The sequence below is a fragment of the Williamsia limnetica genome (assembly GCF_003217475.1).
Lineage (GTDB): Bacteria > Actinomycetota > Actinomycetes > Mycobacteriales > Mycobacteriaceae > Williamsia > Williamsia limnetica.
Genome location: NZ_QJSP01000007.1, coordinates 95,057 through 114,126, shown reverse-complemented (window position 1 = coordinate 114,126; position 19,070 = coordinate 95,057). Strand labels below are relative to the sequence as shown.

Genomic DNA, 19,070 nt, shown 5'->3' with positions numbered 1-19,070 from the left:
CGTGGTCGGTCATGTGGCGGGCTCCGGGCTTAGGGTGTCACCTATGCGTGGAATCATCTTGGCTGGGGGAACGGGAACTCGGCTGCATCCGATTACTCAAGGTGTCAGCAAACAATTGGTCCCGGTGTACGACAAGCCGATGATCTACTACCCGCTCACGACCCTGATGCTTGCGGGTATTCGCGAGATCCTGATCATCACCACGCCGCACGACGAACAGTCTTTTCGATCATTACTCGGCGATGGCAGCCAATTCGGACTGACTCTCACGTACCGGGTGCAGGAGAGTCCCGACGGGCTTGCGCAGGCGTTTGTCCTCGGAGCCGACCACATCGGCACAGACTCGGTGGCCCTGGTCCTCGGCGACAACATCTTCTATGGCCCGGGTCTGGGATCGCAACTGGGCCGTTTCCACGACATTGTCGGCGGCGCAGTATTTGCCTATTGGGTACGCAATCCCGAGGCTTATGGCGTGGTCGATTTCGACAGCGACGGCACAGCGATCGATTTGCAGGAAAAGCCGGATAAGCCGAAGTCCAATTTCGCGGTTCCGGGCCTGTATTTCTACGACAACAACGTCGTCGAGATCGCAGCGAATCTCGAACCCAGCGCCCGAGGCGAATACGAGATCACCGACGTCAACCGCGCCTATCTGGACAAGGGCCTGCTGCAGGTGGAGGTGCTGCCCCGCGGCACCGCCTGGCTCGACACCGGCACCTTCGACTCCCTGCTCGATGCAGGTAACTTCGTCCGCACCGTCGAAGAACGCCAAGGACTCAAGATCGCCGTCCCGGAGGAAGTGGCATGGCGCCGCGGCTTCATCGACGATGACCAGCTCCGCGTCCGGGCGCAGGCCCTGACCAAATCGGGATACGGCACCTACCTTCTCGATCTCCTCGAACGCGGTAAGGAACACTGACACCCATGCTGATCGAACCCCTGGCCATCGATGGTGCCTGGACCGTGACCCCGAAGAAGTTCGGCGATCCGCGAGGCCTGTTCATGGAGGCCTTCAAGGCCGATCTGCTGGCAGAGGTCATCGGTCACCCGTTCGACCTGCAGCAGCAGAACCTCTCGGTGTCTGCCGCCGGCGTCCTGCGCGGTGTCCACTTCGCCGATGTCCCGCCGGGACAGGCGAAGTACGTGAGCTGCCCGCGTGGTGCCATCTTCGACGTGGTCGTCGATATCCGGGTCGGATCACCGACCTTCGGCGCCTGGGACGGAGTCCTACTCGACGACGTCGACCGGCGCGCCGTGTATGTCGGTGAGGGACTCGGACACGCTTTTGTCTCGCTCGAGGACGATTCAGTGGTCACCTACCTGTGCTCCACCGGGTACAACCCCACCGGCGAGCACGGCGTTCACCCCCTCGATCCGGAGATCGGTATCGAGTTCCCGACCACTGCGCGCGATGGTTCAGCACTGGAATACACGTTGTCGGACAAAGACACCGACGCCCCCAGCCTGTCCGAGGCCCGCTCGATGGGATTGCTGCCCGATCGCGATGACGTGGCAGCGTTTCTCCGGGGACTCGCCGAGAGCTGAGCGGGCCACCTCTCATCGGAGTTCAGTTGTGGTCGAACACAACTCGCTGATGATGTCGGGGTCATGGCTGACCAGCACGACGCCGGTGCCCGAGACCTCGATCGATCGCAGCAATTCCGCCACATCGGCGGTCGCGATCGGGTCGAGCATCGCGGTTGGCTCGTCGCACAGCAGATATCGTGGCCGTTGCACCAGCGCCCGGGCCAGGCACGCGCGTTGCAATTGTCCGTCGCTGACCTGGGCGGGAAACCGCGTGAGCAATTCGGGGTCGAGCCCGACCCCCTCGGCCACCGACACCGGATCGACAGGGCGACGGGCGATGTCGGCCGGTTCGCGGATGATGCGCGTCAACGACCATCTCGGGTTGCACACGAGCCGTGGATGCTGGTCGAGCATGGCGATCGATCCCACTTGTGCTGCCGGGCCGCCGTCGATCAGAACGGTGCCGGCATCGGGCCGTTGCAGCCCGGCGAGCACCCGCAACAGGGTGGTCTTACCGGTTCCGGAGCGGCCGTGAATCCCGCTGATCTGGCCCTGCGGTGCTCGGAAGTCCATGGCGTCCAGGACGGTGTGGTCACCGAATCGGACGGTCACCTTCTCGGCAGTGATCACGCGTGCACCCCGGAGAACAGCCGGCTGATGTAATCGTCCGGACTCGACACCACGTGCGCGGGGGCATCGTGGAGCACGACCTCTCCGGTTCTCATGACCGCGATGGAATCGCAGATCTGCGAGCGAAGCAACGACGTCAGGTCGTGGGTGATCACCAGAACGGCGCACCCGTCGTCGGCTATCGCGCGCAGCAACTTCCACACCAGGTCGGCGAGTTCTGGGTCGAGCGCGGAGGTCGGTTCGTCGGCGACGACGAGGGCCGGCCGACCCGCGATGGCCGCGGCGACGGCGGCGCGTTGAGCCATCCCACCGGACAACTCGTGCGGGTACAGCGCCAGAGCATCTTTCGGTAGCCCCGCCAGTGCAACCAACTCTGAGGCGTCCCGGTCGCTGCCGAGTATTCGGACGACCTCGTCGAGTTGTGACCCCAGGGTCCGGACAGGGGTGAAAGACGTCGCAGGCGACTGTGGGATCAGGCCAACCGTTCGTCCGCGTAGTGCGCGCCAACGACGTTCGTCATCGAAGACGAGGGTGTCTGCGCCGATCGCCAGGTCGCCCGCGACCGACGAACCCGGCGGTAGCAATCCGCACAAGGCCAGTGCCACCAGGGATTTGCCGCACCCGGACTCACTGACCAGCGCCGTGACCTGTCCGTCCTCGACGTCGAGATCGACACCGCGTAGGCCGACGACGGCCTCGCCGCGTCTGCCGCGGGTCGCGATGCTCACGCCGAACCGGCGCAGCTGTGCGGCGCTCACCAGACCTGCCCTCCGGGAGATTGCATCTGCTTGCGCACGATCGAGCCACCGGCAGCGAAGATCAGTGCCGTGACGATCAGCGCCGTAGCAGGGATCGCGAGAGTCCACCAGGCTCCCAGCATCACATCGCCTCTCGCCTGCCCGAGCAGGGTGCCCAGACTCGCGCGATCGGGGGACAGGCCGACGCCGAGGAAGGACAGCGTCGATTCATGCCAGACGGCGTGCGGCAACAGCATGATCATCGCGACCAGAGCCTGTCCGCCCACTGCCGGGAGCAGATGATTGCGCGCGACGAACCAGCGACCGGCGCCGGCCAGTCGCGCCGACTTGACCCACCCCGCTTCCGCATTCGACAGCAGTTCCGCGCGCACCACCCGCGCCACCGAAGGCCAGTGGGTCAAGGAGATCGACAGGATGATCGCGACTGGATCCCCGCGCCAGAGGGCAGCGATGACAATTCCGACGACCAGGTGGGGTAGGGCATTGACCCCGTCCACGACACGCATCACCACCGCGTCGACCCAACCTCCGGCCGCGATCGACCCGACCCCGACGATCACGCCGAGCAGGGTCGCGGCCACCGCACAGATCGCGGCGATCACGAGAGAGATCCGCAATCCCTGCGCAGTTCTCACCAGCAGGTCGTAACCGGAATGGTCGGTGCCGACGAGATGGCCGGATCCGGGAGCCTGCAACGCCGCGCCGAAATCGGCGATCTGGGCTCCCGCCGCCATCGGTATGACGATGGCCGACAGGGCGATCACCGCGAGCAACAACCACGGCCATCCGAGCCGCAGTCGTGCGGCGATCACCGTGGTCATGCCCTCATCCCGATCCGGGGGTCGAGCGCGGTGGCCGCTGCATCGGACAGCGCAGAGCCGAGCAAGACGGCCAAGGCTGCGCCCACGGTCAGTGCGGCGAGCAGCGAAAAGTCCAGAGCTGAGGCGGATTCGACGAGCACCGCTGCGACGCCGGGCCAGCCGAAGACTGTCTCGACCACGGCGGCGCCGGCGATCACCTCGGGAAGTCGGGTGCCGAGCAGGGCAAGGGTCGGCGCGATCGAGGACGGCACGATGTGGCCCTCGAGCAGGGCCCAGCCGTGGATACCGCGGGCCCGTGCCGCGCGGACCGCGTCAGAGCCTGCCGTGTCGACCACGGCGGCCCTGGTGGTCAGCAACAACCAGGGCACCTGCGAGATGGTCAGTGCGACAAAGGGAAGTAGTCCGTGCCCGACAAGTCCGCCGACCGTGTACGGATCGCCTGGGGACCGCGCGCCCGACGCGGGGAACAGTCCGAGGCCGACCGCGAGGACCGCCACCAGCACCAGCGACACCACAAACGGTGGAACCGACGCGAAGACGGCCGACAGCACCGAGCAGACCTTGTCGAGGACACCGCCGCGGCGCATCCCGGCCAGGGCACCCAGGGTGACGGCGATGAGGGTCGCTGCGATGAGCGCGGCTGCCGACAGGCCAAGGGTGAACGGCATCCGCTGGGTGAGAACCGCTGCAACGGACTGCGACTGTGTCGACGACCAGCCCAGGTCGCCCGTGAACAGCTCGCCGGTCCAGCGCCACCACGCGGTGTACCAGGACACGTCGGTGCCGTAGGCGGCCCGCACCGCTTCTCGTTGCGAGAGCGTCGCCGATTGATAGTTGTCGCCGAGGTACACCGCCAGCGGATCGAAGGGCGAGAGTGAGGCGATCGCAAACATCGCCGCCGACACCGCCAGCGTCACCGGAACGGCGATCAGCGTGCGGATACCCAGCAGGCGCGCGGCAGGCGCGAAACGGCTCACCGTGTCCACGCGGCGACGTGCCACCACGGGCCCCAGGCGACCCCGTGAGAGTGCGGCTCCAGGATGGGGGCGCCCTGCTGCCAACCGAGATCTCGGTAGGCGTACGTGTGGTCCAGGAATGCGAGGAACACGTACGACGGCTCGGACATGTAGAGGGTTTGGATGGTCCGATAGCGTGCGTCGTTCTCCGGGGTGGTCGCCGCGTCGCGGGCCTGCTGCAGCAGGGCATCCATCCCGGCCGGGACGAAGTTGCCCGGATTGGAGTACGGCGACGAATCCGGAACCCGGCTGTGCAGGGTGTCGAACACCTGGGAGTCGATGCTGTACGGCGTCGCGCCACCGCCGAGGACGACCGCCGAGGTGTCCAGCGACATCTCGATCTCGTCCCAGCTGCTCCCGCGGGGGGTGACCTCGATACCCAGCGGTGCCATGGCAGCCGCGAACGCGACCGCAAGGTCGCGGCGCAGGGTGTCCTGTGCGTTGTAGAGCAGCTCGAAAGAGGCCTCGTGGCCGTCCTTTTCGCGGACCCCACCCGATCCGGCGATCCATCCCGCCGCATCGAGTACGGATGCGGCGCGGGCGGTGTCGTGCGCGAACTCGGCGCCGGGCTCGTATGCGTCACCGTAGATTGCTGCGACAGGCGTGCTGGCCGCCCGGCCGTGGCCGTCGAGCACATCGGTGATCAGCGCTCCGCGATCGATGCCGATGTTCATGGCCAGCCGCGCCTGCGGGTCGGCCGCGAACGGGTTCTCCGCCGGGAACGACACCCCACGCCAATCGGCGGATGCGACGCTGACGGTCTCGATGCCGTCGCGATCGGACACCGCTGCAAGCATGGTCGGCGGCAGGCTCACGCCGTCGACCTCACCCGTGGTAATTTGCTGAGCCCGGGTGTTGTCATCGGGTGTGTAGGTGAACACCAGGGACGTGACCTCCGGGGCCTCACCCCAGTAATCCGCGCGTGCGGTCATCACCGCCTGATCAGGAGCAAGGCTCTCCAGCGCGTACGGTCCGGTGCCCACCGGCGCGGTGTTCAGTGCCCAGTCGGCGACGGGAGCGTGCTCGATCTTCTCCGACGGGGCGATGCCGAGCAGCAGGTGAGGCGACGGGTCGGCGTCGGTGTTCATGGTGACGACGACGGCGGCCTCTCCATCGGCTTGGACGTCGACGACCGGCGTGAAGTTCGTGGAGATCTCCGACGCCACAATGGGATCGCGCACGGCTGAGTAGGTTGCGACGACATCTGCCGAGTCGAAGGTGGACCCGTCGGAGAACGTCACACCGGCTCGCAGTGGCAGCCGCCACCGGCGTGGGCCGATCGGTTCGGGCGACGAGGTCGCCAGCGACGGAACAAGATCCGGTAGACGGTCGTCGGTGTCGGCCTGCGGTCGGAGCAGGCCCTCGTAGATCGGCGAGACACCGAGTTCGCCGTACCCGGCCACGGGGTTGTAGTCGCCGAGTTCCTGGCCTTCCGCGAGGACGATTCGGCCCGGGTCTTCAGTAGGCGCGGCAGCGCAGGAGCCGAGGACCACTGCGCCGGCGCAAGCTGTCACCACTGCCTGCAGAGCCCTTCGACGCACCGACAGATCCCTTCCACACCGATATGTGTCTGTGCAGACACATTTATTTGTGTCGTACCCTAACACCGGACGCAGCGGGCGGCAGTACGAGCGGCGAAGGGACTGGCGATGGCCGGGCACCAACACATCGATGTCGGTGAGTGGGCCAATCGCTTTGCGCTGCTGTCGGATTCCACCCGGCTGAGTGTGCTGACCCACATGCACGAGCATCCGGGTGCGACAGTCAGCGAGTTGGCAGAGGCTGCGTCGATCACGGAGAACGCGGCGTCGCAGTCACTACGGGCTCTGCGCTCCCAGGGCTGGGTCACCACCACCAAATCCGGGCGCACCGTGCACTACAGGATCGTTCCCGACGCGATCGTCCACCGAATCCTGCACGACATCATGGGCGCCGAGCACACCGACCATCCGGCACACGAGCACTGACCCCGCTGGGGATCAGCACTGAGGATCATCAGCTGATGGTGCGCCCACCGTCGGCATGGATGAGCTGACCGTGGACCATCCTCGACTCATCACCCGCCAGGAACGCGATGACGTGGGCGATGTCGTCCGGCGTCGCCGTACGGCCCAGCGGGGACTTGGAGGCGAGCTTGTCGAGCATCGGCCCGAGAACCCGCTCGGTGCCTTCCGTGCGGGTGGGTCCGGGGGCGACGGTGTTCACCCGTACCCCGTGCGGACCGAACTCGACCGCCCAGTCCTGGGTGAGGTGGTTGAGCGCAGCCTTGCTCGACCCGTAGATCCCCGACGATGCGCTGCCGAAGCTGGCGGCCATGGTGCTCACGTTGATGATGGAGCCGCAGCCACGTTCCACCATGCCCGGCGCGATCTTCGCGACGAGGAAGTACGGAGCTTTCACGTTCAGTGCGTAGAGGGCGTCGAAGTCTGCTTCGGTGCCTGCTGCGGTGGTCCCGAACACGGCGGCGCCGGCATTGTTCACGAGGATGTCCACGCGCCCGTTGGCAGCGAGTGCCGCGTCGGCGAGGGTGCCTGCGCTGTGTGCGTCGACGAGGTCCGCGCGGATGAATTCGGCACTGCCGCCATCGTTCCGGACGTCCTCGACCACGGCGCGCCCGCGTTCTTCGTCACGGCCCGAGACGACCACATGTGCCCCACAGGCGCTGAGCCTGATCGCTGTGGCCTTGCCGATGCCGCTCGTCGCTCCGGTGACCAGGGCCACCTTGTCTGACAGGTCTGGCATGTCGATCTCCCCTCTGATCGAGATGTCTGCCTAGTCGGATGGCCCGGCCGGCGGATTGTCTGGCGATGTGTAGGGCCCGTTCTCGAGCTTGGCATTCTGCAGCGCGATCGCACGGGCCAGCCGGGCGTACTTGATCTCCAGGTCGCGGAACCGGAGGTACGTGCTGATCGTGGTGAAGGCAAAGGCCACCACCAGGCAGTACAGCACCAGGTCGGTGCCGCGGCCGACGCCCACCCAACCGGCGAGGGTGGTCAGGTCATCGGGCCGCAGCAAGGCGTAGACACCGAAGGCCAGGAAGGCGAGGAAGGCGAGTTTGACCCAGGCCGAGGCGCGGGCGTTCCCGCGCTGGGTGATGAAGTATCCGACCAGTGCGATGACGAACAGGATGAGGATGATCTGGATGGCCAGCATGGTGTTATCGCCTCATCCGACCGTGCAGTAACCCGTCGGCCAGGATGTTGACCCCGTTGAGCAGTGACTGTCCCTTGGCCATCGAGTACTCGGTGTAGAGGATCGTCACGGGCTGCTCGGAGACCCGCCACTTGCGGCTGTCGATCAGCGCGACGAACTCCGAGGCGTGGCTCATCCCGTTCATGATGAGATCCAGCTCGTCGGCCACCTTTTTGTTGAAGACGCGCAGGCCGTTGTGGGCGTCGGTCAATCCGAGGCGTCGGGTACGGGGACTCAGGAAGACGATGGTGCGCAAGGCCATTCGTTTGACGATCGGCACACTCTTGCTGCGGTCGTCGGCGAATCGCGTGCCGATGACCATGTCGAGGGGCTCGGTGCGCAGACGCCCCAGCATGGCGACCACATCGTCGACCTGATGCTGTCCGTCGGCGTCGAAGGTGACGAAGAACTGCGCCCCGGGTTGGGACCGGGCGTACTCGACGCCCGTCTGGATGGCGGCCCCCTGGCCGAGATTCACGGGATGACGTACCAATCGCACACCGGCGGCCAGGATCTCGTCCGCAGAGCCGTCCTTGCTGCCGTCGTCGACACAGACGATGTTCGGGAAGGTGTGTTTCGCAGCGGAGACGACCGAACGGATCACCGGCGCTTCGTTGTAGACCGGGACGATGAGCCAGACATCGGCATTGCGGTCGGCGGCAGGTGGGTCAGTGATCTCACACACCTCCGCGCTCATCGTGTAGTAACAGGCCGATAGGGAGTCTAACGGCAACGGCGGCGTATTCTTCCACCGTGCTGGTCGACGTCATGCTGCCGTTCTACGGCGACATGTCCCTCTTTCAGGCGGCGGTGCGCAGCGTGCTCGCCCAGTCCCACGCCGAGTTCCGGCTGGTCATGGTGGATGACCAATATCCTGACCCCGAGCCCGCGCGCTGGTTTCAAGAACTCGGTGACTCCCGGTTGCAGTACCTGCGCAACGCCGAGAACTTGGGGGTCAACGGCAACTTTCGGCGTTGTGTCGACCTCGCCGAAGCGCCCGTGTTCACGATCATGGGGTGCGACGACCTCATGGGGCCGGACCATCTGGCCCGTGCGGTCGCAGCGCTGGCCACACACCCCGATGCGGCGGTCGCGGCGAGCGGGGTCGAGGTCATCGACGCTGACGGGGCCGTCGTGCGGCCCCTGGGGGACCGGGTGAAATCGACGCTGGCGCCGCGCGCGGCGACCACCCTGCGCGGCGAGGAGTTGGCCGCGGGCCTGTATCGCGGGAACTGGACCTACTTCCCGTCGTTGCTCTGGCGCCGCGACGTCGCCCGGCAGATCGGCTTCCGAGAGGGGCTGGAGGTGGTCCTCGACCTGGCGCTGCTCGTGGACATCGCCCGGGCGGGTGGGTCGCTGGTCTTCGATCCCGACGTGACGTTCGCCTACCGACGCCATGTGGGATCGGTCAGTTCGGTGCGGGCGATCGACGGTCGGCGCTTCACCGAGGAACGGGAGTTCTTTACGGCCGAGGCCAGGACGTGCGAGGAGCTCGGCTGGACCACCGCCGCCAAGGCTGCGCGCCGTCATCCCACCTCGCGGTTGAATGCCGCGACCCTGCTACCGGGGGCGTTAGTCGGTAGGCAGTGGCCGGTCGCCGGGGAGCTGGCCCGGCACCTCGTGCGCTGACCCCGGCCGTGCCGCAGCGACCAGGTGCACGGCCATACCTACCAGTGGGCCGACGATCAGCGCCAGCGGCACCCTGACCTCGAGATCGGCGGGGACGAACAACAGCGCGATGCTGACCGCCGTGCCCACCCACCAGCCGGCGGCATAGAGCCGGTGCCGGCCGGCGGCGAGCGCCATCGCACCGGTCAGCGTGAGCACGGCCATCGCCACCGCCCCTGCGGTCAGGGCGGCCACCGTGGTGCCCGACAGCCGGTAGTCGCCGCCGAAGATGTTCTCCAGCAACCACGGACCGAACACCCACGCGGCGATCGTCCCCACCGCACCCACCCCGAGCACGATGGCGAGGGGCGCCGCGAGGGCAGCGAACAGGCGATCTCGCCCCTCGACGAAGCGGCTGATCAGAGCACCCTGAAAGCTGTTCAACGGGACCAGCAAGGGAGCCCGGGTCAAGGTCACCGCCAGGATCACCGCGCCCGCGGCGGAGTCGAGGTCGCCGCTCGTCGAGAGTTTGATGAGCACCGGGAATCCCATGACCAGGATGGCGCTGGCCAGGGCCGCGGCCATGGCGGTGAAGGTGTTCCGGACGAGTTCACGGGCCGCGGCGTCACCCCGGACGGCGAGGGCCTCACGCGCGGGCCGCAGTAATGCGAGCACGATCGCCGAGGACACCGTGCCCGCCACCGTGATGATCAGAAAGGCGCCCAGGCCCCAGCCGGCGGCGACGGCGATGACGGTCAGGATGAGGCGGATGAGTGCGTCGACGATGAGCAACGTCCCGAACGGGCCCCACCTGCCGAGTCCCGACAGGGCGCCGCCGAGGCCGGCGTAGATGCCGAACGCTGCGACCCCGGTAGCCAGCAGAGCGACCGATTCGACGCGGTAGGACTCGAAAACTGTTGATGCCCAAGCTATGGCGGTGACGGCAACCAGCGCTCCGAGGCCGAGGCCGACCATCGCGTTGAGCTGCATCGGACGGGCACCGGACGCGGGCCCGTCGTGCATCCGGGCTCCACGGACAGCGCGGGTCGTTTCTTGCAGTTGCCCGTTCTGCGTGCCGGTGACCAGGCCATACGCCGCCCAGAACACGGCGAACGCGGCATACCCGTCGGCCCCGAGACCGCGGGCCGCCAGCAACAGGACCAGATACCCCGAGATGGCGGCGACCACCGTCGCCAGCGCCACCCGACTCATCGGGCCACCCTCACCTAGAGACCCGGATACATCGGCAGCGACCGCTGCCCCAGCCAGTCGTGCCACAGACCGTTCAGCGGTTCAGGACTGAACCGCGCGGCGAGTCCGGTGAAGTCCTCGGTGGTGACCGAGCTGTACCGATACTGACGTGTCCACTCGCGCAACAGATCGAAGAACTGGGTGTCGCCCAGCTGCTTACGGAGTGCGTGCAGGGTCAGCGCGCCGCGTTTGTACACCCGGTCGTCGAACATCTTCTCCGGTCCGGGGTCGCCGATGATCAGATCGACCGGCGACGCGGCGAGGCGGTCGTAGTACTTGCGTGCGTGCGCCTCGGCGGTCATCCCGCCCGACCGTTCCGACCACAGCCACTCGCTGTAACAGGCGAAACCCTCGTGCAACCAGATGTGCTTCCACCGGTTCAGCGTCAGCGAGTTGCCGAACCACTGGTGCGCCAACTCGTGTGCGACGAGACGTTCATACGAACCCGAGCCGTTGCAGTGATTGGCACCGAAGATCGACATGCCCTGGGCCTCGATGGGGATCTCCAACTCGTCGTCGGTGATCACCACCGAATACTCGGGAAACGGGTAGGGACCGAACATGTCGACGAACGCGTCCATCATCTGCTTCTGCTTGGCAAAGTCGTGCTCGACGTTGCGGCGCAGGGCCGGTGGGAATACCGCATGGATGGGAACGGGCCTGGTGGTCAGCGTCTTTCGGGTGTACTGGCCGATCTGGATGGTGGCCAGGTACGACGCCATCGGCTCGACCTGCTCGTACACCCAGGTCGTCTGCGCGGCTTTCGTCCGCTTGCGGATCAGGACGCCGTTGGCGACGGCCATGAACGGGGTGTCGGTGGTGATCGAGATGCCGTACGCCGCCTTGGACGTCGGATGATCGTCGCAGGGATACCACGACGCGGCGCCGTTGGGCTGACTCGCCACCAGTGAGCCCTCGGTGAGCTCTTCCCAGCCGACCTCGCCCCACTGGCCGCGGATCGGCCGCGGGTTGCCCGCGTACTTCACCAGAATCGTCATGACGCCGCCGGCGGGCAGCTCTGTGGCCAACGTGATCGTCAGCTTCCGGCTGCGATGGGAGAAACGGCGCACCTTGTCGCCGTTGACGGTGACGCGGTCGACCTTGAGGGAGTTCGACAGGTCGAGGGACAACCGGCCCAGCGTGCTGACCGTCGTCGCAGTGATGACCGCGGTGCCCGCGAGACGGTTCGTGGAGACCTTGTACTCGAGGTCGAGGTCATAGCGGGACACGTGATACCCGAGGTTGCCGTTGCCGGGCAGATAGGGATCGATGCCGTCGGAGGGGTCGCCGAGTAGCGGCTGTCCGGTCCCACCTGACCGCCTGCCTGGTTTACCCGGCACAAATCCTCCAGTTCCAGCTGATTTTTGGTTGTTCATGACGTTACATGGAGTGTGCGGCGACGGCGCTCGAAGACCCGTGGTGCCGGCGACCGGGATTCCTCCACGCGTGTACATCGAGGACAAGGACGACAGTCATGGGTACATCTCGAAATTTCGCTTCTCTGGTGGCCAGGGTCATCCTCGGCGTCATCTTCATCTTCCACGGCTGGCAGAAGTTGCACACCAACGGGATCAGCGCCACCGAGGCCTTCTTCAAGTCGCTGGACATCCCGTTCCCGAAGGCCGCGGCCTGGTATTCGGCGTTGGTGGAGTTCGGCGGCGGGATCCTGCTGATCCTCGGCGTCCTGATGCCGCTGGTGTCGCTGCTGCTGATCGCCGACATGATCGGAGCGATCTTCTATGCCCACATCGACAAAGGGTTCTGGAACGCCGACGGTGGCTATGAGCTGCCGCTGGCGCTGATCGCCGGTCTCGTGGCCGTCGGGCTCGCCGAGACCGGCCGGACCGGTGCCGATGGATACTTCACGAGCCGACGGCGAAACCGGGTGTAGCCTCACCACGCTAATTCCATGGCGCGATCGGATTGCCCTGCCAGCGCGTCGAATCCGGAACCACATCACCGCGCATCACCAGCGACGCGGGGCCGACGGTGGCGCCCGCGCCGAGCCCCGCGGCGGGTAGCGCCACACAGTGGGGCCCGAGGGTGGCGCCGGGTCCCAGGACCACCTCGTCGATCGCCATCACGCGGTCGTGGAACAGATGGGTCTGCACCACGCAGCCGCGTTGTACTGTCGCGCCGTCGCCGAGGGTGACGAGGTCGGCTTCAGGGAGCCAATAGGTTTCGCACCAGACGCCCTTGCCGATGTGGGCCCCGAGCATCCTCAGCCACAGGTTCAGGATGGGGGTGCCGGTCGCCGCGTTGGCGAACCACGGCGCCGCAACCGTCTCGACAAACGCGTCCGAGAGCTCGTTGCGCCAGACGAACGAGCTCCACAGCGGGTGTTCGGTGGCCTCGATCTTGCCGACCACCGCCCACTTGGCGGCGGCGGCGATACAGCAGGCGGCAGCCCCGGCCACCAGCAGGACGAGTCCACTGACGGCCGCTGCGACGAAATAGTTGGACGACTGCGCGATGTACTGCAGGCCGATCAACACGAACAGGCCGAGCCCGAAGGTGATCATCACCGGGATCAGGCGCAGCGTTTCCACGAAGGCACGGGCCGCCTTCAGCTTCAGCGGCGGATCGAAGGTTCGCGACGTGTCGGACTGCGCGGCGGCGCGGCGCAGCCGGACCGGTGGGCTGCCGAGCCAACTCGAGCCCGACTTCGCCTTGCTCGGGGTGGCCGACAGCACGGCGACCAGCGAGTTCTTGGGTACCTTGCGGCCGGGTCCGGTCATCCCCGAGTTGCCGAGGAAGGCGCGCTTGCCCACCTTGGCCTCGTCGATGTGCATCCAGCCGCCGCCGAGCTCGTAGGACGCGACCATCGTGTCGTCGGCCAGGAACGCGCCGTCGCCGACGGTGGTGAACTTGGGGATCACCAGCGCGGTGGAGATCTCGGTGCCCTTGCCGATGTCGGCACCCAGGAGTCGGAACCACCACGGTGTCAACAGTGAGGCGTAGAGCGGGAACAGGAAGGTCCGGGCCGCGTCCATCAGCCGTTCGGTGACCCAGACCTGCCAGCCGACCCGGGAGCGCACCGGGTGGTAGCCCTTTTGCATCCCGATGGACAGCAGCCGCACCAGCACCGCGGTGATGACCGCGAAGACGAGCAGGCTCACCAGCGTGGCGACGGGGAGCAGGGCCGCGGAGCGCAATGCGACGGATCGCAGCCGGTCGGCATCGGCGGCCCAGCTGCCGATCACCGCGAGCCCGGCGCCCAGGGACAGCAACGGCACCCCGGCGAGAAGGATGGACGAGATCCCGAAGATCGGCACCCAGTAGCTGCGCTTCGGCGGCCGGTGATCGGGCCAGGGGCGCTGGGCCTTACCGGTTTTCACCGCGGGGGACCCGGCCCAGAGCTGGCCGCCCTTGATCTTGCCCATCACTGCGCTGCCCGGGGCGATCTCGGCGTTGGGTCCGATCCGGGTGCCGGGCATGAGAGTCGAGCGCGACCCGACGCTCGCACCCGGACCGATCTCGATGTCGCCGATGTGGACGATGTCGCCGTCGATCCACCAGCCGGCCAGATCGACCTCGGGTTCCACCGAACAGCCGTCGCCGAGCGTGATCATGCCGGTGACCGGCGGCAAGGTGTGCATGTCGACGCCGCGACCGATCTGTGCCCCCAGCGAGCGGGCGAAGTAGATCATCCACGGGGCGCCGGACAGGTTCGCGGCGCCGCTCGCCTCGGTCAGCCGCTCGGCGATCCAGAGCCGCACGTGCACCGATCCGCCGCGCGGGTAGTCACCGGGTTCGACCCCGGCCAGCAACATCCGGATCCCGGCCGCGGCGGTGACCATCCGGCCCAGCGGCGTGATGAAGACGATGAACGCGGCGATGACGATCCACCAGTTGATCGGGGTGATCCAGGCGGAGTCGTAGAAGTGCGACAGCAGATTGTTGGCGATCGCCAGCCACGTGACCCATTGCAGGCCGGTGAGCGTGGTGAGGGGCACCGACAGCGCGACCTGCGCGATCCCGGCCCTGCGCGGCGTCGGTTCGACGATGCGGGGTTCGGTGACGGCGCCGGGGTTGATGTCGTCGAGCATCTGTGCCAGTGAGCCCAGTCGCGGGTGGTCGTAGAGATCGGCGACGGTGACGGTGGGGAAGCGCTGCCGGAGGATGGTCACCAGCTGGGCTGCGGCCAAGGAGCCGCCACCCTCGGAGAAGAAGTCGGCCTTGGTGTCGGTGATGGTGACCCCGAGCACCGAGGTCCAGTGCTGTGCGACCCACGCCTCGGTGGCGCCGAGATGACTGGTGTCGTCGTCTCCGCCGGAGGAGGGCAGGGGCCAGGGCAGAGCGTTGCGGTCGACCTTGCCGGAGGTGCGCGTCGGCAGCTCATCGACGAGTACGAGCCGGGGGATCAGGGCTGCGGGCAGCTGATCGGACAGGTGATCGCGGGCAGCGGCGAGGTCGAAGTCGGGATCGGTGGAGACGAGGTAACCCACCAACACCGAGTTGCCTGCCGCCGACTTGCGGACCGCGGCGGCCGCACCACCGACACCGGGTAGGTGCTGCAGGGCATTGTCGACCTCGCCGAGTTCGATGCGGCGTCCACCGACCTTCACCTGATCGTCGGCGCGACCCATGAACACCAGGCCCTCGACCTCGAACCGCACCAGGTCGCCGCTGCGATAGGCGCGATCCCAGCCAAGGGTGGCCATGGGCGAGTACTTCTCGGCGTCTTTGGCCGGGTCGAGGTAGCGGGCCAGTCCGACTCCGCCGATGACCAGCTCGCCGACCTCCCCGGGCGCCACCTGCACGCCTTCGGCGTCGACGACCGCGAGATCCCAGCCGGCCAGCGGCAGCCCGATACGCACGGGCTTGCTGCCGTCGAGCAATGCGGCGCAGGCGACGACCGTCGCCTCCGTGGGGCCGTAGGTGTTCCAGACCTCGCGGCCGTCCACCGCGAGACGCTCACCGAGTTCGGGAGGGCATGCCTCGCCGCCGAAGATCAGCAGCCGGACGGCCTCGAGGGCCTCGGGCGGCCAGAGGGAGGCGAGGGTCGGGACCGTCGACACCACGGTGATGTCGCGCTGGACCAGCCACGGCCCGAGGTCCATCCCGGACCGCACCAGCGACCGAGGTGCCGGGACCAGGCAGGCACCGTGACGCCAGGCCAGCCACATCTCTTCGCACGATGCGTCGAAGGCGACGGACAATCCGGCCAGCACCCGGTCGCCCGGGCCCAGTGGCTCGTCTTGCAAGAACATCTCTGCCTCGGCGTCGACGAACGCGGCGGCGTTGCGATGGGTGACTGCGACACCTTTCGGGGTGCCGGTCGACCCGGAGGTGAAGATGATCCAGGCGTCGTTGTCGACGTCGGGACGCACGGCATCGCCGTCAGTGTCGGTGCGCGTCAAACCCAGATCGGAGGGCCATGTCAATCCCTCCGCGCCGAGGATCGCTGCCACTTTGGCCTCACCGAAAACGAGCGTTGCGCGCTCCGGCGGATCGTCGGCATCAACCGGCACGTAGGCGGCTCCGGCGGCCAGGGTCGAAAGAATGGCCAGGTAGAGCTCCCGCGAACCCGACGGCATCCGGATGCCCACCCGATCACCACGACCGATGCCCCGGCTCCCCAGCCACGCGGCGCCCTCCTCGACGAGTTCCATCACCTCGGAGTAGGTGAGGACGACGGTGCCGTCGTCGATGGCGGGCGCATCCGGATGGGCTGACGAGGTCTCCGTCAGGATGTCCATGAGGGTGCGGGCGGTCGGCGCCTGCGCAGATCTGTGGAACTGCGCGAGGGTCGGAGCGGTCACCGAGGTCCTTCCTTCGTCTTACCTGGTGCGGTCATTGTCTCAGCTCGAGGTGCACCGCGATGCCCACGAGACCACACGCGGCAAGTTTTCCGGTCATCCAGCTGGCTCAACAGTGCAGGTGAGAGCCGTAACTTCACCAACGGTTGGCTTGCCGTTCACCAACTCGGAACCGGCGGGCCTTGTCGATCCAGGCGGTGCGCAGCAGGATGGAAGTAACCGTGGAAGGAAGTAACAGATGGTTGTGACCAGACACCGCCACCCGAGTCTCCGCTCGTATCCGGTGTGGCTGGCGTCGCGGCTGCTCGTCAAGCCGGCGCTGGCGCTGTGGCCGATCGGTGCGTTTGGGCTGCGGCCGCTGTACCTGATCGACGAGATCTTCGCCCTGGGGCCCAAGGCCAAGGGAATCGTCCGGGAACAGCTGGAACTGGGTGGGCGGCCGGTGGAGTTGTCCTTGCCGGCGGGTCCGAGCAACCGCGACGAGGCGACCGCGATCCTGTACCTGCACGGCGGCGCGTTGGTCGTGTGCGGCCTGGCCACGCACCGGGCGGTCGCGGGTCGGCTGTGCCGCGACAGCGGGTTGCCGGTGTTTTCTGTCGCGTACCGGCAGTTGCCCGAGGCAGGGGTCGGCACCTCGGTGACGGATGCCTATCAGGCCTACCGTGAGCTCATCATCGAGCGTGGATTCAGACATGTGGTGGTGGCCGGCGATTCGGCGGGTGGCTTCCTCTCGGGCAAGGTCATCGAGTTCGCGCACCGGGACGGCCTGCCCGCTCCGGCGGCGTTCATCGGTTACTCGCCCCTGCTCGATCTCGACATTGCCGCCAACCCCGATCGGACCAGCACATCTGATGCGTACCTGCCGATCTCGAAGCTGGGCAGACTTCGGCCCCGCTTCGATCAGGGGCCGATCGCATTGCGAGGTGTCCGCCGTATCGCCGACGTCCCTTCCGAGGCGTTTCCACCGACCATCGTCGTCACGGCCGAGGACGAGATGCTCGAACCCGATGCGCTGGAGCTGATCGAGAAGCTGTCGGCCGACGGGGTACAGGCCGAACTGCACAGCCACTCATGGCAGGTCCATGCGTTCCCGGTTCTCGCCGGCAGACTGCCCGACGCACTGCGGGCGATCGCGCGCACGGCCGCGTTTGCCGTGGACGCCACCAATGCGGCGCGCGCCGCGCGTGAGAACAACGACATCGAAGGAGTGGGTTGATCGCGATGGCCGACCGACACGGGTCCGAGAACCAACAAACACTGGCGGAACTGTTCGCCACCGATCCGCTCATCACCGCCGACGAACGCGAGATCCGGGACGCCGTCGCGGCATTCGGTCGCTCGAAGTTGCGGCCCCATGTGGCCGAGTGGTTCGAGGACGGTTCACTCCCGGTCACCGAACTCGCCGCCGAGCTCGGTGAACTCGGAGTGCTGGGGATGCACCTGGACGGTTATGGCTGCGCCGGTATGTCGGCCACCACCTATGGTCTGGTCTGTACCGAACTCGAGGCGGTCGACTCCGGACTCCGGAGCTTCGTCTCGGTGCAGGGTTCGCTGGCCATGTTCGCGATCCACGAGTTCGGTTCTGAAGAGCAGAAGCAGCAGTGGCTCCCGGACATGGCGGCAGGCAAGGCGATCGGGTGCTTCGGTCTGACCGAACCCGACTTCGGGTCGAACCCGGCAGGAATGCGGACCACCGCCAAGCGTGACGGGGACGACTGGGTACTCAGCGGCACGAAGATGTGGATCACCAACGGCTCGGTCGCGGACGTCGCGGTGGTGTGGGCGCGCACCGATCTCGGTGAGGGCTCGCGGGGTGTGCGCGGTTTCGTGGTGCCCACCGCCACCCCTGGTTTCAGTGCGCCGGAGATCAAACACAAACTGTCCCTGCGTGCCTCGGTCACCTCCGAACTCGTTCTCGAGGAGGTACGGCTGCCCGGTACGGCCATGCTGCCCGGTGTCGAGGGGCTACGCGGACCGCTCAGTTGCCTGAACGAGGCCCGGTTCGGCATCGTCTTCGGTGCCGTCGGGGCGGCACGCGACTGCCTCGAGACGGCGATCGACTATGCCGGAGAACGCGACGTCTTCGACAAGGCGCTCTCGGGTTACCAGCTCACGCAGGCGAAGATCGCGGACATGGCGCTCGAGTGGGGAAAGGGGACATTGCTCGCCCTACATCTCGGTCGGCTCAAGGATGCGGGCACCTTGCGGCCCGAGCAGGTCAGCCTGGGCAAGTTGAACAATGTCCGGGAGGCGATCAAGATCGCGCGGGAATGTCGAACGATCTTGGGCGCCAACGGGATCACGTTGGAGTACCCGATCATCCGGCACGCCAACAATCTGGAGTCGGTGCTGACGTACGAGGGCACCTCGGAGATGCATCAGTTGATGATCGGTAAGGCGCTGACGGGTCACGACGCCTTCCGCTGATTCCGCAAACCCACTCGTTCCAGGAAGAACCAGGTGCTGCAACACCTGGGTCTTCCGGGAGTAGCTGGGTTTGTTGGT

At 66.8% G+C, this 19,070-nt stretch carries 18 protein-coding genes; 7 read left to right on the top strand and 11 right to left on the bottom strand.

What is annotated here, in order from left to right:
* The first annotated feature begins 43 nt into the window (after window positions 1-43).
* Together rfbA and DFR67_RS13020 are read left to right on the top strand one after the other, a co-directional pair.
* Window positions 44-919 (top strand): glucose-1-phosphate thymidylyltransferase RfbA, encoded by an 876-nt coding sequence (rfbA, locus tag DFR67_RS13025; RefSeq protein WP_110469971.1) that lies wholly within the window; start codon window positions 44-46, stop codon window positions 917-919.
* A gap of 5 nt (window positions 920-924) precedes the next feature.
* Window positions 925-1,545, top strand: coding sequence for a dTDP-4-dehydrorhamnose 3,5-epimerase family protein (locus DFR67_RS13020; RefSeq protein ID WP_110469970.1), 621 nt, complete (start codon window positions 925-927; stop codon window positions 1,543-1,545).
* A 12-nt stretch (window positions 1,546-1,557) separates the two neighbouring features.
* Here the strand turns inward: DFR67_RS13020 and DFR67_RS13015 are convergent, their stop codons facing one another.
* The 5 genes from DFR67_RS13015 to DFR67_RS31120 are packed head-to-tail and all read right to left on the bottom strand — an operon-like array spanning window position 1,558 to window position 6,293.
* Window positions 1,558-2,157: an ABC transporter ATP-binding protein gene (locus tag DFR67_RS13015; RefSeq protein WP_342766731.1), complete on the bottom strand. Its 600-nt coding sequence runs from the start codon at window positions 2,155-2,157 to the stop codon at window positions 1,558-1,560.
* Window positions 2,154-2,915: an ATP-binding cassette domain-containing protein gene (locus DFR67_RS13010; protein WP_425451272.1), complete on the bottom strand. Its 762-nt coding sequence runs from the start codon at window positions 2,913-2,915 to the stop codon at window positions 2,154-2,156. Before DFR67_RS13010 ends, DFR67_RS13015 begins: the two co-directional genes overlap by 4 nt.
* Complete coding sequence (locus DFR67_RS13005) at window positions 2,912-3,736, bottom strand: ABC transporter permease (protein ID WP_110469969.1); 825 nt, start codon at window positions 3,734-3,736, stop codon at window positions 2,912-2,914. Before DFR67_RS13005 ends, DFR67_RS13010 begins: the two co-directional genes overlap by 4 nt.
* Complete coding sequence (locus tag DFR67_RS31125; protein ID WP_245937920.1) at window positions 3,733-4,722, bottom strand: ABC transporter permease; 990 nt, start codon at window positions 4,720-4,722, stop codon at window positions 3,733-3,735. The genes DFR67_RS13005 and DFR67_RS31125 overlap by 4 nt, the downstream gene beginning before the upstream one ends.
* Window positions 4,710-6,293: an ABC transporter substrate-binding protein gene (locus DFR67_RS31120; RefSeq protein ID WP_425451271.1), complete on the bottom strand. Its 1,584-nt coding sequence runs from the start codon at window positions 6,291-6,293 to the stop codon at window positions 4,710-4,712. Before DFR67_RS31120 ends, DFR67_RS31125 begins: the two co-directional genes overlap by 13 nt.
* A gap of 108 nt (window positions 6,294-6,401) precedes the next feature.
* On the opposite strand from DFR67_RS31120, the gene DFR67_RS12990 reads away from it, so the two are divergent.
* Window positions 6,402-6,719: an ArsR/SmtB family transcription factor gene (locus DFR67_RS12990; RefSeq protein WP_110469966.1), complete on the top strand. Its 318-nt coding sequence runs from the start codon at window positions 6,402-6,404 to the stop codon at window positions 6,717-6,719.
* Window positions 6,720-6,747: 28 nt separating this feature from the next.
* On the opposite strand, the gene DFR67_RS12985 is transcribed toward DFR67_RS12990, so the two are convergent.
* From DFR67_RS12985 to DFR67_RS12975, 3 genes are read right to left on the bottom strand one after another with little or no spacing between them, the layout of a single operon-like run.
* Window positions 6,748-7,494 carry an SDR family NAD(P)-dependent oxidoreductase gene (locus tag DFR67_RS12985; RefSeq protein ID WP_110469965.1) on the bottom strand — a complete coding sequence of 249 codons (747 nt, stop codon included), beginning with the start codon at window positions 7,492-7,494 and terminating at the stop codon, window positions 6,748-6,750.
* Between the two features lie 30 nt (window positions 7,495-7,524).
* Window positions 7,525-7,905: a DUF2304 domain-containing protein gene (locus DFR67_RS12980; protein WP_110469964.1), complete on the bottom strand. Its 381-nt coding sequence runs from the start codon at window positions 7,903-7,905 to the stop codon at window positions 7,525-7,527.
* Window positions 7,906-7,909: 4 nt separating this feature from the next.
* Entirely contained in the window at window positions 7,910-8,620 is a 711-nt protein-coding gene (locus tag DFR67_RS12975; RefSeq protein ID WP_425451277.1) for a glycosyltransferase family 2 protein, read from the bottom strand.
* 77 nt (window positions 8,621-8,697) lie between these two features.
* Between DFR67_RS12975 and DFR67_RS12970 the strand changes: the two genes are divergently transcribed.
* Window positions 8,698-9,573, top strand: a complete 876-nt coding sequence (locus DFR67_RS12970; RefSeq protein WP_110469962.1) for a glycosyltransferase family 2 protein — start codon at window positions 8,698-8,700, stop codon at window positions 9,571-9,573.
* Here DFR67_RS12970 and DFR67_RS12965 read toward each other — a convergent pair.
* Together DFR67_RS12965 and DFR67_RS12960 are read right to left on the bottom strand one after the other, a co-directional pair.
* A complete protein-coding gene (locus DFR67_RS12965; RefSeq protein WP_110469961.1) occupies window positions 9,517-10,764 on the bottom strand; it encodes a lipopolysaccharide biosynthesis protein in 1,248 nt (415 codons plus the stop codon). The two genes, DFR67_RS12970 and DFR67_RS12965, sit on opposite strands and share 57 nt — an antisense overlap.
* 14 nt (window positions 10,765-10,778) lie before the next feature.
* Window positions 10,779-12,143, bottom strand: coding sequence for a M1 family metallopeptidase (locus tag DFR67_RS12960; protein ID WP_170135219.1), 1,365 nt, complete (start codon window positions 12,141-12,143; stop codon window positions 10,779-10,781).
* A gap of 134 nt (window positions 12,144-12,277) precedes the next feature.
* On the opposite strand from DFR67_RS12960, the gene DFR67_RS12955 reads away from it, so the two are divergent.
* The gene (locus DFR67_RS12955; protein WP_110469959.1) at window positions 12,278-12,694 is read left to right on the top strand and encodes a DoxX family protein; all 417 of its coding nucleotides are present in this window, start codon (window positions 12,278-12,280) and stop codon (window positions 12,692-12,694) included.
* A 10-nt stretch (window positions 12,695-12,704) separates the two neighbouring features.
* Here DFR67_RS12955 and DFR67_RS12950 read toward each other — a convergent pair whose 3' ends face one another.
* Window positions 12,705-16,505, bottom strand: a complete 3,801-nt coding sequence (locus tag DFR67_RS12950; protein WP_110470113.1) for a Pls/PosA family non-ribosomal peptide synthetase — start codon at window positions 16,503-16,505, stop codon at window positions 12,705-12,707.
* Between the two features lie 298 nt (window positions 16,506-16,803).
* Here DFR67_RS12950 and DFR67_RS12945 point away from each other — a divergent pair, with 298 nt between their 5' ends.
* Together DFR67_RS12945 and DFR67_RS12940 are read left to right on the top strand one after the other, a co-directional pair.
* Entirely contained in the window at window positions 16,804-17,781 is a 978-nt protein-coding gene (locus tag DFR67_RS12945) for an alpha/beta hydrolase (RefSeq protein WP_110469958.1), read from the top strand.
* A 5-nt stretch (window positions 17,782-17,786) separates the two neighbouring features.
* Window positions 17,787-18,992, top strand: coding sequence for an acyl-CoA dehydrogenase family protein (locus DFR67_RS12940; RefSeq protein ID WP_110469957.1), 1,206 nt, complete (start codon window positions 17,787-17,789; stop codon window positions 18,990-18,992).
* The last annotated feature ends 78 nt before the right edge of the window (window positions 18,993-19,070 follow it).

What these genes read in the sequence shown, in the direction of transcription:
- DFR67_RS13020 (WP_110469970.1), top strand. Translation starts at nt 925, where the DNA reads ATGCTGATCGAACCCCTGGCCATCGATGGTGCCTGGACCGTGACCCCG.
- DFR67_RS12980 (WP_110469964.1), bottom strand. Translation starts at nt 7,905, where the DNA reads ATGCTGGCCATCCAGATCATCCTCATCCTGTTCGTCATCGCACTGGTC.
- DFR67_RS13005 (WP_110469969.1), bottom strand. Translation starts at nt 3,736, where the DNA reads ATGACCACGGTGATCGCCGCACGACTGCGGCTCGGATGGCCGTGGTTG.
- DFR67_RS12965 (WP_110469961.1), bottom strand. Translation starts at nt 10,764, where the DNA reads ATGAGTCGGGTGGCGCTGGCGACGGTGGTCGCCGCCATCTCGGGGTAT.
- DFR67_RS12985 (WP_110469965.1), bottom strand. Translation starts at nt 7,494, where the DNA reads ATGCCAGACCTGTCAGACAAGGTGGCCCTGGTCACCGGAGCGACGAGC.
- DFR67_RS12940 (WP_110469957.1), top strand. Translation starts at nt 17,787, where the DNA reads ATGGCCGACCGACACGGGTCCGAGAACCAACAAACACTGGCGGAACTG.
- rfbA (WP_110469971.1), top strand. Translation starts at nt 44, where the DNA reads ATGCGTGGAATCATCTTGGCTGGGGGAACGGGAACTCGGCTGCATCCG.
- DFR67_RS12950 (WP_110470113.1), bottom strand. Translation starts at nt 16,505, where the DNA reads ATGGACATCCTGACGGAGACCTCGTCAGCCCATCCGGATGCGCCCGCC.
- DFR67_RS12990 (WP_110469966.1), top strand. Translation starts at nt 6,402, where the DNA reads ATGGCCGGGCACCAACACATCGATGTCGGTGAGTGGGCCAATCGCTTT.
- DFR67_RS12955 (WP_110469959.1), top strand. Translation starts at nt 12,278, where the DNA reads ATGGGTACATCTCGAAATTTCGCTTCTCTGGTGGCCAGGGTCATCCTC.
- DFR67_RS12945 (WP_110469958.1), top strand. Translation starts at nt 16,804, where the DNA reads ATGGTTGTGACCAGACACCGCCACCCGAGTCTCCGCTCGTATCCGGTG.